This window comes from Spirochaetota bacterium, from assembly GCA_004297825.1.
Lineage (GTDB): Bacteria > Spirochaetota > UBA4802 > UBA4802 > UBA5368 > FW300-bin19.
The window spans coordinates 1-14,422 of sequence record SCSX01000040.1; the positions used below are offsets into that span (position 1 = coordinate 1).

General features: G+C 59.2%; 9 protein-coding genes. 2 read left to right on the forward strand and 7 right to left on the reverse strand.

Annotated elements, in window-relative coordinates; genetic code table 11:
• The coding region (locus EPN93_08730) for a hypothetical protein (protein TAL36180.1) at positions 1 to 391 on the reverse strand (391 nt) is incomplete at its 3' end.
• Positions 392 to 685: 294 nt separating this feature from the next.
• Between EPN93_08730 and EPN93_08735 the strand changes: the two genes are divergently transcribed.
• Entirely contained in the window at positions 686 to 3,292 is a 2,607-nt protein-coding gene (locus EPN93_08735) for a PAS domain S-box protein (GenBank protein ID TAL36181.1), read from the forward strand.
• Positions 3,293 to 3,383: 91 nt separating this feature from the next.
• The gene (locus EPN93_08740; GenBank protein ID TAL36182.1) at positions 3,384 to 3,827 is read left to right on the forward strand and encodes a response regulator; all 444 of its coding nucleotides are present in this window, start codon (positions 3,384 to 3,386) and stop codon (positions 3,825 to 3,827) included.
• 18 nt (positions 3,828 to 3,845) lie between these two features.
• Here EPN93_08740 and EPN93_08745 read toward each other — a convergent pair whose 3' ends face one another.
• The 6 genes from EPN93_08745 to EPN93_08770 all read right to left on the reverse strand — a co-directional run bounded on the left by EPN93_08745 (position 3,846) and on the right by EPN93_08770 (position 14,125).
• Entirely contained in the window at positions 3,846 to 5,849 is a 2,004-nt protein-coding gene (locus EPN93_08745; GenBank protein ID TAL36183.1) for a PAS domain S-box protein, read from the reverse strand.
• Between the two features lie 39 nt (positions 5,850 to 5,888).
• Entirely contained in the window at positions 5,889 to 7,394 is a 1,506-nt protein-coding gene (locus tag EPN93_08750; GenBank protein TAL36184.1) for a response regulator, read from the reverse strand.
• Between the two features lie 32 nt (positions 7,395 to 7,426).
• On the reverse strand, positions 7,427 to 7,795 hold the full coding sequence (locus EPN93_08755; protein TAL36185.1) for a response regulator: 369 nt from the start codon (positions 7,793 to 7,795) through the stop codon (positions 7,427 to 7,429).
• A complete protein-coding gene (locus EPN93_08760; GenBank protein ID TAL36186.1) occupies positions 7,785 to 9,371 on the reverse strand; it encodes a hybrid sensor histidine kinase/response regulator in 1,587 nt (528 codons plus the stop codon). Before EPN93_08760 ends, EPN93_08755 begins: the two co-directional genes overlap by 11 nt.
• 17 nt (positions 9,372 to 9,388) lie before the next feature.
• Complete coding sequence (locus EPN93_08765; GenBank protein ID TAL36222.1) at positions 9,389 to 11,026, reverse strand: hypothetical protein; 1,638 nt, start codon at positions 11,024 to 11,026, stop codon at positions 9,389 to 9,391.
• Positions 11,027 to 11,188: 162 nt separating this feature from the next.
• Positions 11,189 to 14,125, reverse strand: a complete 2,937-nt coding sequence (locus tag EPN93_08770; GenBank protein ID TAL36187.1) for an EAL domain-containing protein — start codon at positions 14,123 to 14,125, stop codon at positions 11,189 to 11,191.
• Positions 14,126 to 14,422: the final 297 nt, after the last annotated feature.

Here is a 14,422-nt window from a genome sequence, read left to right on the forward strand (position 1 = left end):
GAATGCCCCCTGCGCTCCTTTGGCCGATGGCATAATGGGGGAACCGAACATAATTATGCCTTCCGGCCGAATCGCGCAGCAGCTCGTGCAGGTAGCGCTTCGTCGCGATGGCCACCAGATGCGAGACCGAGAACCGGCTCAACTTACGGAAATCCGAAGCAAACTCATTCTCATTCTTCCTGAAGCGAATAGGAAAACAATGCCAACGCTTCAAAGGGTCACGAGGCTGATACCTCACCAGAGTAAACCCTCCCTGAAACCGGTCAATATCGCGCAGAACGCGCTTCAGGAGCATGATGACGACCGCCTGGCGGCTTGTTTTGAGCTTTGCCGCGGCAAGGGCGATATTCACGAAGACGATGTGGCTCATGTTTATAGAAGTGCGAAGCATTCCGTATCCTCCGGGACAAAACTGAGCGTCCAAAGTGAATACGAATGGGGAATGAAAAATATGAACGGTTTTCCCGGCTATGATCCGGGTGCCCGAAAATTAATTCAAACCCGCCGGTATTTCCGTCCCCGAATTATGAATTGGCGGTTGACATAACGATATTTATTATCTATACTGCTGCCGGTTAATCCACGCCGCCGCCAACCTTCACCTATAGTTACCGTCGCCGCACGCGGGGGGCGATTGATCACAGTTCTCGCGATACTATATGGTTATTCGTCAGGATGTCGGATAATGCCCGCTAAATGGCTGACCTTTGGACTGACCCATGAGATGGAAGAACGTTTCAGGCAATCGCAGCTTGGTACGGATATCGCCCAGGCCAGGATCTGCATCCTGCTTTTATTGGTGCCCATCGCAGGGTATGCCGTCAACGATTACCTTTTCTATGGCTTCACCTGGCCGTTCTATGCCATTACCCTGTGGCGGCTTGCCCTGGTTGTCTCTACCGCGCTGTTGCTTGCGCGCATGAGCGGGATAAAATCGCACACATCCTACGACCGGTTCATATTTGGCTGGGAGCTTGCCTGCGCATTGACCCTGGCGGGCCTTGCGGCACTTCGTCCCTCAAGCTATATCGGTCACCTGATGGTCGCCGTGGTCGCCGTATTTCTTTTTCTTCTTGTCATTCCCACCAGATTTACCAACCAGCTCGCGATCTCGACGGCAATCCTGACCGCGGAGGCGGTAATCGTATCCCTGGGCCCGCGGTCGCCGCAGGAAGCCATGGTAATCGCCCTCACCCTGTTCGTGACTCCCATAATCTGCGTTTTGAGCTCCTGGCAGCTCCACCTGCAGCGGAGACGGACCTTTATGGCGGGAGAAGACATCCGGGCGGCGGAGAAGGAATGGGAGCGGACATTTGACAGCGTCCCCGACCTGATCGCCATACTCGATGATAAGCACCGGATTGTGCGCGCCAACAAGGCAATGGCGCAACGGCTCGGCGTGACGCCCGCGCAATGCACAGGCCGAATATGCTATGAGGTCGTGCACGGAACCGACGGGCCGCCGGCTTTCTGCCCGCATGCCCTGACGATCAAGGATTCCCGGGAACATACGATGGAGGTCCGGGAGGACCGTCTCGGGGGGGAATTCCTTGTGAGCACGACCCCGTTGCCGGACCGGGACGGGAGGATGACGGGCTCGATTCACGTTGCCCGGGACATCACCGCGGGCAAAACGGCCGAGCGTGCCCTGCGTGAAAGCGAAAAACTGTTCGCGACCATGTTCGATGCGGCCCCTATCGCCATGTCGCTGGCCTCCCTGCCGGACGGGGTGCAGCTCAACGTGAACAGGGCCTGGCTGGATCTCATGGGTTTCAACCGGAAGGAAGACGTGATCGGGAAGACGTCCCTGGACCTGGGCCTGGTTCCCGACGCGGATTCCAGGGAGCGTTTGCTGAACGAGTTCCGGAACAGCGGATCGGTGCGAAATTTCGAGATGACGGCCGTTTCACGCGAGGGCGCCGCGCACATCATTCTTGTCAACCTGCACAAAGTCGATATCGGCGAACGCCACCTCTTCATTTCGACGAACGAGGACATCACCGAGCGCGTGCGGGCGGTGGAAGCGCTGCGCATGATGAATGAAACGCTCGAAGCAAGGGTGAAGGAGCGGACTGGGGAGCTCGATACCGCGCGCCTGGCGGCGCTCAACCTGATGGAAGACACGGTACTCGCCCGCACCCGCATAGAGTCGATCAACGCCGAGCTCCGGCAGGAGATCATCGAGCGCAGGCGGGCGGAGGAACGGTACAGGCTGTTGTTCGAGCAGATGATGACCGGTTTCGCCGTGTGCGAGATGCTCGTGGACGACCGGGGCAGGCCCTCGGATTTTCGCTTCCTGTCCCTTAACCCCGCGTCCGAAAAACTCACGGGCCTCCGCGCGGGGGACGCCGTGGGCAGCACGGCACGCGAGGTCATGCCGGGAATCGAGGAACGGCTGATCGACCGGTTCGGTATCACGGCGCTCACGGGCGAGCCCGCGGAATTCGAGGATTTCTCATACGCGTTGGGCGGGCATTTTGAATTCAAGGCCTATCCCCTTGACCGGGGAAAATTCGCGATCATGTTCTCGAATATCACCACGCGAAAACTGGCGGAAATAGAGATCAACAAGCTGAACCTGGAGTTGGAAACGCGGGTCGAGGCACGCACCGCGGAGCTCGCGGCCGCCGTCCAGGAACTGGAGAGCTTCTCCTACGCCGTTTCGCACGACCTGCGGGCGCCCTTGCGCGGGATCGACGGATGGGGCCTGGCCCTTGTCGAGGAGTACGGGAACGCGCTCACGGGCAAGGGGATCGAGTATCTCGCCACGATACGCAGCGAGACCCAGCGGATGGCGGAGCTTATCGACGCCCTGCTCCAATTATCGCGTCTCAGCCGTAAGGAACTGCGGCGCGAGACCGTGGACATGAGCGGGACGGCCCTCGCGATCGACCGCGAGCTCAGGGAGCTTTACCCGGCGCGGGACGTCGAGTTCAAGGCGCAACCCGATCTCACCGCGTTCGGGGACCCGGCGCTCATAACCGCGATCCTGCGCAACCTGCTCGAAAACGCCTGGAAATTCACGTCAAGAAGGGAAAAGGGGGTTATCGAATTCTCCCGGGTCGAGATGGAGGGCAAATCCCCGTTTTTCGTGCGGGATAACGGTACCGGGTTCGACCCCCGGTTCGCATCCAAGCTCTTTACGCCCTTCCAGCGGCTTCACCGCCGGTCGGAATTTCCCGGAACCGGTATAGGGCTTGCCACGGTAAAACGCATCGTGAACCGCCACGGGGGCGAAATTTTTGCCGTGGGTGAGCCGGAAAAAGGTGCGTGCTTTTATTTCACTTTATAGGTATATTATAATGACCGCTCTGGGGCAGGTGCCAGTGGGGTGTTTGGTGTTGCGCTATTAAGTAAGTATTCGAAGGGAGCATCGGCAGGGTATGACGAAACGTAAAAAGATTTTACTCATAGAAGACAACCCGAGCGACGTTATTCTCACGAAGCGGGCATTTTCCCTCAAGCGCGTCGCGAACGAAATAGTCGTCGCGCAGGACGGCCAGGAGGCGCTGGATTACCTGTTCTGCGAGGGGGAGTACGCGGGAAGAGACACATGCGACCTCCCGGGGCTCATCCTGCTGGACCTGAACCTGCCGAAGATCGATGGAATAACGGTCCTCAGGGAAATAAAGAAACGCGAGACGACCCGCGCGTTACCGGTGGTGGTTCTTACGACCTCGAACGAGGATTCGGACCTCACTACCTGCTACAACCTGGGGTGCAACAGCTACATCCGCAAGCCCGTGGAATTCGGACAATTCGTGGAGGCGGTAGGCCAGCTGGGGCTCTACTGGTTCATGCTTAATCAGGCACCTGAAACGAATTAGCATACCGGAATACCGGCCCTAAATCCCTTCCCCGGCCGCAAAATCAGTTTCCGGAAGCACCAGGATCTCGTCCGAAACCTTCAGACGGATGATGAACGTCGTTCCCTCCCCCGGCCGGGTATCGAAGGTGAGCGTGCCGCCGTGCTTTTTCACCACGATCGCGTACGCGATTGCCAGCCCCTGCCCGGTGCCTTTGCCTACGTCCTTTGTGGTGAAAAAGGGATCGAATATCCTGGGCTGTATTTCTTTGGGGATTCCCGTCCCGGTGTCGGATATGCGTATTTCCACCCAATCCCCCTCGAGCCTCGTCGCGACACCGATCGTCCCCTTGCCCCCGGCGTCTTTTCGCGCGACGTCGCCGATGGCGTGCGCCGCATTGATGATGATGTTCAACGCGGCCCGGTTCAGCTCGCCTTCGAAGAGCGGGACGGCCGGAAGCCCCGGATCGAATTCGGTCTTCACGTCGGCAACGTATTTCCACTCGTTCCTTGAGATGGTGATCGCGCTCTCAATAGTCTTGTTGATATCGGTGGGGACCTTTTTCGCCGAGCCCGGATGGGAGAACTCCTTCATGGACTTTATTATCGACACGACCCTTTGAACGCCGGTAATAGATTCGCCGATCGCGCCCGGGACTTCGACGGCGAGAAACGCGCGATCGATGCCGCGCGCGGCCTCATGGACGCTATCCGCACGCGTATCGGCGGCGGGATTGTCCCGTGGCATGACGTGCAGCTCATATGCGCGCGCGATTACGTCGTAGTCGGCAAAGGCGTCCTTCAGGAACGAAAGATTATCGGAAATATATTGAAGGGGCGAATTGATCTCATGAGCGATGCCCGCGGAAAGCTGACCAATGGATTCCATCTTCTGAGCGTGGGCAAGCTGTTCTTCAAGCACCCGCCGCTCCGTGATGTCCGCCCCCGTGACGATGAATCCGATTAACAATCCTTTCCCGTCCTTGAGGGGATTAATCGACACCCCGAGAATCCTGGAATCCCCCCGGGCGTCGGTATACGACAAGTCGTCAAGGCGCACCGTCCGTTCCTCGCTGGTACAATCCGCTATGCCCTCGTAAATCCTCGCCCACTCCCACTCGATAGGGATCTCACCGAACCTGCGGCCCACGACATCCGCCGCGCCGCATTGAAACGCGGCCTCCGCCGCGGGGTTCCAGTGCGTAACCACGTCCTTGAGCGATACCCCGATCAGGATGGAGGTAATGGCGTTCAATATGTAGACTATCTCCGCGTGGGCCGACTCGATCTGCCGCAGGGCCTCTCGCTGTTCCGTGATGTCGCGGAGAATGCCTTGAATCAGGACGGGTCCCCCTTTTTCCTCCCGAAGTAACGACGCGCTTACAAGGCAGGTGAATTCCGACCCGTCCTTGCGACGAAGCTGCGTCTCGAAGTCCCGGACATAGCCGTTGGCCGCAAGCAAATCCTGAAACAGGAGCCTGTCCTCCGGACGAACGTATGTCGTGCCGGCCTTGACGGCGAGCAGTTCCTCCCTGGTGTAGCCGAGCAGGTCCATGAGCGACCGGTTGAAATCCAGAAGGTTTCCGTCCAGGTCTCTTATGTAAATCGCGTCGTTCGAGGAATGAAACAGGGTCCGATACCTCGACTCGCTCTCCCTGAGACGGGATTCTATTCGATGCTTGGCGAGGGCCAGCCGTATGTTGATTACGATTTCGTTTTCATTGAACGGCTTCAGCAGGTAACCGAACGACTCGACCTCGTTGACCCTTCGCACGGTTTCCTCGTCGGAATAGGCGGTCGTGAAGATCACGGGGGTTCCGTGTTTCTCGTTTATGGCCCTGGTGGTCTCGATGCCGTCCATGCCGCCCTCGAGAAAAATGTCCATGAGAATGACGTCGGGACGTGTCCGTTCGATGAGGGACAAGGCCTGCTTCCCGCTCGACGCGGTTCCCGCGATCTCATAGCCGTGGGCGCCCAGTATCCGCGCGACCGCGGCGGCGATCAGCTTATCGTCTTCGACAATAAGAACCTTTGCATGCTCCATTCTTTATCCCGGTCCCAGGCGACGTGCGCGCATCGGGCCTCATGCAAGTCTATCATATATCTCCTCGAATTTCGAGGAGATTTTCCTGTAGGCCGCCAGCACCTGGGGATCGAAATGGGCGGGGAGCGTCCTCCCGTCGCCCTCGGTGATGATCGCGTGCGCCGTCGGGTGATCGTATGCCGGTTTATAGACCCGTGCGTTGCGCAGGGCGTCGTATTGGTCCGCGATGGTCAGGATTCTCCCCTCGGGGGGAATGGCGTCCCCCTGCAGGCGGCGCGGATAACCGGTCCCGTCCCAGCGCTCGTGGTGCGTGAGGGCGATGCTGCGCGCCATCGCGAGGCGGGGATGTTCGCCGAGAATCTTCCCGCCTTGCACGGTATGCAGTTTGTTCTTTTCAAACTCCTCGGCAGTGAGCTTTCCGGGCTTCTTTAAAATATCCGGATGCACGTGAATTTTCCCGATATCGTGCATGGGGGCCTGAAACCGTATTGTCCTGATGAATGTCTCGGGGAATCCCAGCTCCCGGGCCAGGGCCGCGCTGTATTCGCCGACACGCATGATGTGATTACCCGTGTCCTCGTCGTTCGCCTCCGAGGCGCGGGCGAGCGCCTGGATCGTGTATTCGAAGGCGTTTTCCGTTTCCTTGATCTGTACCGAGAGCGATTTCAGGAACATGGTATTGAGGACCAGGTTGTTCAGCACCGCGGCGTCGTGGCGCGTCACGGTTCTCCCGTAATTAACGGCCATGACCGTCAGCTTTTCGTCCGCGTGAAAAACCAGGTTATCCGCCTCAATCGACAGGCCGGCGAGCCCATGACCGAGCGGTTCCCACTTCCCTGATTCGAGGTCGGAATTATTTAAAAACCCTATATTAGATCCGTTTCCCGCCGTTAACAGGTCGTGCAGGTCCATATCGAAGCCGCTCTTCACGATGACGCCCGCCTCCATGGAATACATGCGCCACTCCCATCCGAAATCCGCCGCTATGCCCACGATCAGGATACGGGGTTTCCCGGGGCGCGTTTCATCACCGGCAATTATCTGCGAGACGAAGCGCTTGACTCCCTCCGCCAGATCAAAGCGCATGGGATCAAAGTTTTTAATCAACTGCTCGCCAAAATGCGTCATGCTGTTAATGTTGGTGTAGGCGTGCTCAAGCTGGTCGTCCAGTTCCTTCATTCGCAGCAGCATCGCGATGCGCGCGAGCACCTCGCCCTGGTTGAACGGCTTGGAGATGAAATCCTCGGCCCCGGCTTCAATGCCCTTAATGCGGTCCTGTTTGGAACGAAGCGAGGTGAGCAGCACAATGGGCACCCTTCTAAACCGCTCGTCCTGTTTGAGTTGTTTGCATACCTCGAAACCGTTCAGGGTGGGCATCATTACATCGAGAAGGATCAGATCGACGTTGTGCTGCATCGCGAAGGCGAGCGCTTCGATCCCATTCTCCGCAGTGGTGACGCGGTATCCCCTGGGGAGCAGGAGCGCCTCCAGGAGCGCCAGATTCGCCCGCTCGTCATCCGCGCATAATATATGCTTAGGCTCCATAACGGTTCCCTCCGGATAGTGTTCGAATCCGCTTATTCCGAAATGATGTTTTTAATTATTTCCGGCAATTTTCTGGTATCGATCGGCTTCGCGATATACTCGTCGGCGCCCGTGGCCATTACCTTCTCCCGGTCCCCGGTCATCGCGAACGAGGTCACGGCGATTATCTTCATATCCCGCGTAACGGGGTCGGCCTTCAAGACCTCGATCGCCGAGTAGCCGTTCATGACGGGCATCTGGAGATCCATAAGGATTACGTCGGGGCGTGCCTCCCGCGCCATCCTGATACCCTCCAGGCCGTTCACGGCTTCCAGCGTATCGAACCCGTAATGAAGAAGAACATCCCGGAGGAGGGTCCTGTTGGCCAGGTTGTCCTCAACGATGAGCACCTTATGATTCATGCGAGTCCTCCCGATAAACCGGCAGGGTGAACGTGAACGCGCTCCCCTTTCCCGGGCTGCTATGTACCCGTATACCGCCCCCGTGAAGCTCCACGAGCTTCTTCGCGAGAAACAGACCCACGCCCGCGCCGGCATAGCGCTTTTCAAAGGGCGACTCGAGCTGCGCGAACGGCTGAAAAAGCTCCGCGATGCGCGCCTCCTCGATGCCGATTCCCGTATCCGCGACCTCGATCTCGACATACTCCGCCTTTCTGATCGCGGAGACGGCGACCGTGCCGCCGTCGGGCGTAAACTTGACGGCGTTGTTGACCAGGTGAAAGAGAACCTGCTTGATCTTGGCCGCGTCGGCCTCGATCGTGATGTTGGCGCCCGGTTTTACCGAATGAATCAGGGTGATGTTGCGTTTGTATGCCTCGTCGCGGAACATGGCCGCCGCGGACAAGACCAAGTCCCTGATTATGAGGCTCCCCGGCTGCAAGACCGTGTCGTTAAACTCCAGGCCGGCGAGCTCGACCAGGTTCAGCAGGATATCGAGAAGGCGCCTGCCGCTTGTTTCGATAAAGCCGACATAATCCTTTTGCCGCGCGTTCAATTCCCCCGAAAGCCCGTCCTGGAGCACCTCCGAAAAGCCGATTATGGAATTAAGCGGCGTGGTGAGCTCATGGCTTATGTTCGAGAGAAACGCTGTCTTGGACCGGTTCGCCGCTTCGGCCAGCAGTTTTTGCGATTCCAGGTCGCTGTTGCGGGCGCGAAGCTCTTTGTTGAGCCGTACGATCACTTCCTCGCTCTCTTTTCTTTCGGTGATGTCGCGGGAGTTCACGATTACTAAGCACACGCGGCCTTCCATAGGGCTCACGATACTCGCGATGCTTTCGAACCAGCGCTTCCCCCGATTTCCGAAAGCAGGGTATTCAACCCGTGTTGAGGAGCGCGTGGCGAGCAGATCATTGAAGGCAGCGCGGACCGCCGGAGCCTCCCCGGGATGGACGAGATCGAATACCGATCTCCCTATCAAATCAGGAGCGTCACACCCCGTAATCGCGCTATGCGAGGGGCTCGCGTACAGCACCGTGCCCTGATCGTCGAGTATGGAAACCAGGTCCATCATGTTCTCGGTTATGAGCCGGAAGCGTTCATCGGTCAGGCTGAGCAACTCCTCCGCCTCCCTTCTCTTGGAGATATCGAACCAGCTCCCGCCAATCTCCACCGGGCTTCCGTTTTCGCCTTCCATAAGCCTGAGCTCATCGTGCAGCCAGAGATACGAGCCGTCCCTGTGGCGCATGCGGTACTCCCGCGCGTCACGCTTTTTTTTGAAGATGGCGCGAAGCGCCTCCCGGACCGACGCGGCGTCGTCCGGGTGGATGTGCGCGTCGCGAAAACCGGGATCGTCGATGAATTCATGGGCCTTGTATCCCAGCAGGGAAAAAACGTTTTCGCCCATGAAGACGATCCGAAATCCGTTGGACGCAGCGCATATATAGGAGACGACCGGGCCGGACTCAAGGATCAGCTTGAGCCGGTTCTCGATTCGACGCATCGTACCCAGCGTGTCGTTTTCCCTGCCGTTGCTATGCATCCCCAGGTCGTCCCCTTTCAGTCCGCGCCCCCGCCCTGTCCGGTTCCGTAGGGCGCGTGCGCGCGTACCGGCATCGTGAAATAAAAGATGCTCCCTTTACCGTATTCGCTTTCCACCCAAATCTTCCCGCCATGAAGCTCTACCAGTTTTTTCGTGAGGGCGAGACCCAGCCCGGTGCCCTGATACCTTTTCTCCAGGGGAGATTCGAGTTGCGTAAATTCCGAAAACAATTTCTGGATTTCCCCGGGCTTGATTCCTATGCCCGTATCCGCGACCGCCGCCAGCACCGAATCGGGTTCGCCCGGCGCGGGCCCAACGGACACCGTCACCCGCCCGCCGTCCGGGGTGAATTTGACGGCGTTGCTCATCAGATTGAAGAGTATCTGCTTGATTTTCCGCGCGTCCGCCTCGATAGCCGGGCCTTTATTCGGTACCGCCTCCATTGAAAGCTCGATGCCGTGCGCGAAAGCCTTCTCTTTGAGCATGGACATCGTCATCCGGACCGCGTCCCCCAGATTGAGCACCTCGGTATGCATCTCCATTTTCCCCGCCTCCACCTTGGAGAGGTCAAGAATGTCGTTAATGAGGTCCAGGAGGTGGCGGGAGCTCGTGTCGATAAAGTCCAGGTATGATAGCTGCTTCTCGTTCAGTCCGCCGTAGAGCCCGTCCTGGAGGATTTCCGCGAAGCCGATAATGGAGTTGAGCGGTGTCCGGAGCTCATGGCTCATATTTGCGAGGAAATCGGTCTTGGCCCTGTTCGCCGCATCGGCCGCGCCGAGCGCGATCGCGAGCTCGCTGGTGCGTTCCCGCACGCGCTCCTCCAGTTCCTCGGTGCGCTCCCTGACCCGCGCCATCTCCGCCTGGGCGCGGACCTTGACGGCGAACTCCCTGTTGATCGTCCTGGCGCTCCAGAGTATCAGGACCGAAAGCAACGCGATATTCGAAACCGAGAAGAGCACCAGCCCAAAACCCATGCTGTAGTAAGTCAGTGCGCCGCCCATAAAACTGAGCCATCCCAGAAACGCGGGAATGATTACGGCGGCGGGGATGAGGCGCCGGATGATGATGCCGCCCGGGCCGCCGCCCGTTGCCGTTGCCATGATGCCGCGATCCGGCGTTACGTGAATCACTCCCGCGCCCAGAACCAGAAATGTGACCGCTGTGGGAAGCGCGATCGACGTGTAGGAGCTCGATCCATATAGTTCGTGGATCGAATAGAGATAGCCGATAATCGCGACCAGCGCAATCAGCATCGTGAGACACGCCAGTACCTGGCCGGTTATAACCGCGCTCCTGGTTTTAAACAACAGGAGCGCGTACGAGGCGCCTATCAGCGTGAAGTTTATCGCCGTCATAGGGGACATGCGTCCGGGATGCGATGTCTGGACGGCTGTGGCGCTCTCGGTGAAAAGCATTTGATCCAGCCCGGGATTTAGGGAACCCGCGTATTCGACGAGCGTCGCGGCCCCGATAAAGCCGGCCAGCACCGCGCACGATACGGCTGCCGCCCGAATCGAGCGGGAGTGCTTCTTAAAGGGATTAAGTGCGAGCGCGCCTCCGCACAGGATAAACGCGAACGCGGTGTTGGCCTTGACGGTTACCCAGCCCGGCAGGACGCTTTTCAGGCCCTGAATATCGAACAGCCACCCCGCCATCACGGCGACGCCGAAGACGAAAACGACTATCCCGCTCCCTCCCGCCACCGCACGATGAGTAGGCACGTTATTCTCCCGGTACTTCGGCTTTTTGTATAAATGGCGCTTGACCAAATAATACAGCCCTTCCCGGAAAAAGGCAAAGAATTTAGTTTGGGAAACTCAGGCGCGCTCAAGGAAGCGCTCGACGTCTTCCGGCGCCAGGGGCTTGTAGTAGAGATATCCCTGGAAGAGATCGCACCCCGTCTTTACCAGGAAATCCAGCTGTTCCCTTGTCTCGACCCCTTCCGCGACGAGCTTGAATCCCAGGTTGTGTCCCAGGGTCACGATCGCCGCGGCGATGGTCTCCGACATGCGGTCGCCGGGCAGGTAGTCCACGAAGGACTTGTCGATCTTGAGCGCGTCCAGCGGGTAGAGCCGGAGCTTGGAGAGCGAGGAATACCCGGTACCGAAATCGTCTATGGAAAGGGCAATCCCCATGCGGTGGATCTCGCCGAGCTTGCGCACCCCGTCCTCCTCGTCGTTCATGATGCCGCTCTCCGTGATCTCGAGCTCCAGCCACTGCGGGTCCAGCCCCGTCTTCGCGAGCGCCCCGGCGATATCGCGCAGCAGGTCCTCGTGGGAGAACTGGTAGGGGGAGAGGTTCACGGCGATGCGCACCGGCGCGATCCCGGCCTCCTGCCAGCGCTTTCCCTGGGCACATGCGGTTTCAAGCGCGATGCGCCCTATGTCGATGATCATGCCGTTTTTCTCGGCCAGCGGGATGAACTCGGCCGGGCTCACGAACGCGCCCGAGGGGGCGCGCCAGCGTATGAGCGCCTCGAGCCCGGCGATGCGGCCCATTGCGTCCACCTTCGGCTGGTAATGCAGCACGAATTCGTTTTCCTGTATGGCCCGGGAAATCTGCCGCTCCAGGACCAGGCGCGACATCATCTTTTCGTTGAGCGCCCCGTCGTAATAGTGGAAGGCCTTTCCTCCCCTGCCCTTCGCGATATACATCGCGGACTCGCAGTTTTTCAGGAGCGATTCCGGGGTCGTCCCGTCGTCGGGATATACGACCAGGCCGATACTCGTGGTGACCGCGATCTGCGCGTCCCCGATGCTGAACGTATCGGCGAAGATATCCTGCGCCTTTTTCGCGATCTTGGCGATCCTGTCCAGGTCCGTTTCCCGGTCGAAGGTGCCGATCCCCAAGAGCAGCACCACGAACTTGTCCCCCTCGAAATGCGACACGACGTCCTTCTTGAAATAGGTAAGCCTGAGCTTGTCGGCGATCGCTTTCAGGAGCTCATCGCCCGCGCCGATCCCGAACATCTCGTTGATGTTCTTGAACCGGTCGACGCCGATACACATGAGCAGGAACTTGTTATTATGCAAAATCTCCCTCTGGAGCAGGAGCGCGAGCATCTGCTTGTTGGGAAGCTCCGTGAGCGGATCGTAATGCCTGAGCCGGAAGACGTTTTCCTCGTTCTCCTTGCTCTTGGTGATGTCGATGACGATCGCCTCGATGATGCCCTCGCCGGCAAAGACCTTCGCGGTGATCCCCCCCCAGAAGGTGCTGCCGTCGGTCCGCCTGAAAAGCACCTCGGCGTTGCGGACCTCGCCGTGCTCCCTCAGGGCGCTGCGAATCTCCTGCCATCGCTGCCCGTCGGCGATCTTTTCCTGGATGGGAAGCCCGATAAATTCGTCTTTCGACGCGTGCCCGAAAAGCGAGTACCCCATGTCGTTCGCCGCGATGATTGTTCTCTTCGAGAGGTCGATGGTCATCATGCCCACGAGGGCGTTCTCGTAAAGGGTGCGGAACTTGTTCTCGCTCCTGCGGCGCGCGCGCTCGTTCTCGGTCTTGTCGGTGGTGTCGCGCATGTTCAGGAGTATTCCCCCGATGCAGGGATCGTTCCTCAAATCGCACACGGCAATCTCCACGGTTTTTTGCACGCCGCCGCGGGTGCAAACCCTGATGTTCGGGATGACACCGTCGCGGCAGGAGGACACCCACATGTTGAGCCGCTCCATTATCACGGAACGGTCCCGGGGATGAAACAGGTCCAGGATGCTGGTCCCGGCGATCTGGATCGGGGTATACCCCAGCATGGGCTCGATGATCTCGCTCACGTACTCGATATCGCCCGCGGCGTCAACGATGACGATGACCTCGGAAAGGTGCCCAACGATGGTTTTGAACTTTTTCGCGGATTCCCTGATCTGCCCGCGCGCGCGTTCCATCTCGGTGATGTCGCGGGAGTTCAGCACGAAGCAGGCGGTCGCGTCATTGGCGTCGCTCACCCGCTTGATGGTCGCCTCGAGCACCCTCCACTCCCCGCCCCCGTGGAGGAAGCGGTACGCGACGGAATGCACGATGGGATGCACCCACTCCATCTCGAGCACGGCGGAGAACGCGGCGGCGTCGTCCCAGTGGACGAACTCGGTCTCGTGCGATCCTATCATTTCCACGGGATCGCGCCCCAGTATCCGCCGCGCCGATTCGCTCTTGAACAATATGGTCCCGTCATGCGCGAGCACGCTTACGATGTCGGTGGAATCCTCCGTGAGGCGCCGGTAATAATGCTCGGTGCGCACCAGGGCGCGCTCCCCGCTCTCCACCTCGCTCACGTCGCGCATGATGCCGAACGTCCCGGAAAGCACCCTCCCGGAGCCGTTCCCGCCCGCATAGGTCCCGGTCGCGAATACCTCGTAGTGCGGCTCGCGATGCACCGAACGCGGGCCCGGCCCCGGCTTAAGGCGCACCTTCAGGTGCTTCGTGATGCGCGCCCCCGTCCTTCGCTCGTCCATGATTCTGGGGGGCTCGTCCGTGCACGCCCCCTCCTCCCGCATCGTCGCGAGGACGCTCTCGCGCGTAACGCGCGGCACGTCCTCGGGATGGATCACCTCGCTGAAATGCCTTCCCAGGAGGGCGCACGGATCGTGGCCCCATCTCGATATTGAGTTGCTCAGGAAGGTGAATCGACCCTCGGGATCGATCTTATACATGATGTCCGGAAGCTCGTGAACGAGCTCAAGGTAGGGAAACCCGGGGATGGCGCTCTCGTCGTGTTTCACTGCGCACCCTCGTTGCGAGACGCTCCCGTGCGGCCGGGGCATCCTTTAAAAGCCGCGGGGGTCCGATATACGTCCGGGAGGGAAAAACGGGAAGCCCGCGCGAAATAACCCCTTCGCGCCGGGTCCATGCCTCCCGGGTCCATTGTCGCCGGCATACGGTCCATGCGTATCATACCGCCAATCCCCACTCGTAGTGCAGATGAAATCCGACAGGCCGCAGAATCGTGTGTGCGATGTCCTGTCCGAAAAATACTCCGCCTTTTGCAGGTGCCGTTCTTTTTTTCAATGCGCGCTCGACCGGCGATGCGGGGAAGCGCGCCTGCAAACTCCATGGTTCTA

What these genes read in the sequence shown, in the direction of transcription:
- EPN93_08750 (TAL36184.1), bottom strand. Translation starts at nt 7,394, where the DNA reads ATGGAGCCTAAGCATATATTATGCGCGGATGACGAGCGGGCGAATCTG.
- EPN93_08755 (TAL36185.1), bottom strand. Translation starts at nt 7,795, where the DNA reads ATGAATCATAAGGTGCTCATCGTTGAGGACAACCTGGCCAACAGGACC.
- EPN93_08765 (TAL36222.1), bottom strand. Translation starts at nt 11,026, where the DNA reads ATGGCGGGGTGGCTGTTCGATATTCAGGGCCTGAAAAGCGTCCTGCCG.
- EPN93_08770 (TAL36187.1), bottom strand. Translation starts at nt 14,125, where the DNA reads ATGCCCCGGCCGCACGGGAGCGTCTCGCAACGAGGGTGCGCAGTGAAA.
- EPN93_08735 (TAL36181.1), top strand. Translation starts at nt 686, where the DNA reads ATGCCCGCTAAATGGCTGACCTTTGGACTGACCCATGAGATGGAAGAA.
- EPN93_08745 (TAL36183.1), bottom strand. Translation starts at nt 5,849, where the DNA reads ATGGAGCATGCAAAGGTTCTTATTGTCGAAGACGATAAGCTGATCGCC.
- EPN93_08760 (TAL36186.1), bottom strand. Translation starts at nt 9,371, where the DNA reads ATGCATAGCAACGGCAGGGAAAACGACACGCTGGGTACGATGCGTCGA.
- EPN93_08740 (TAL36182.1), top strand. Translation starts at nt 3,384, where the DNA reads ATGACGAAACGTAAAAAGATTTTACTCATAGAAGACAACCCGAGCGAC.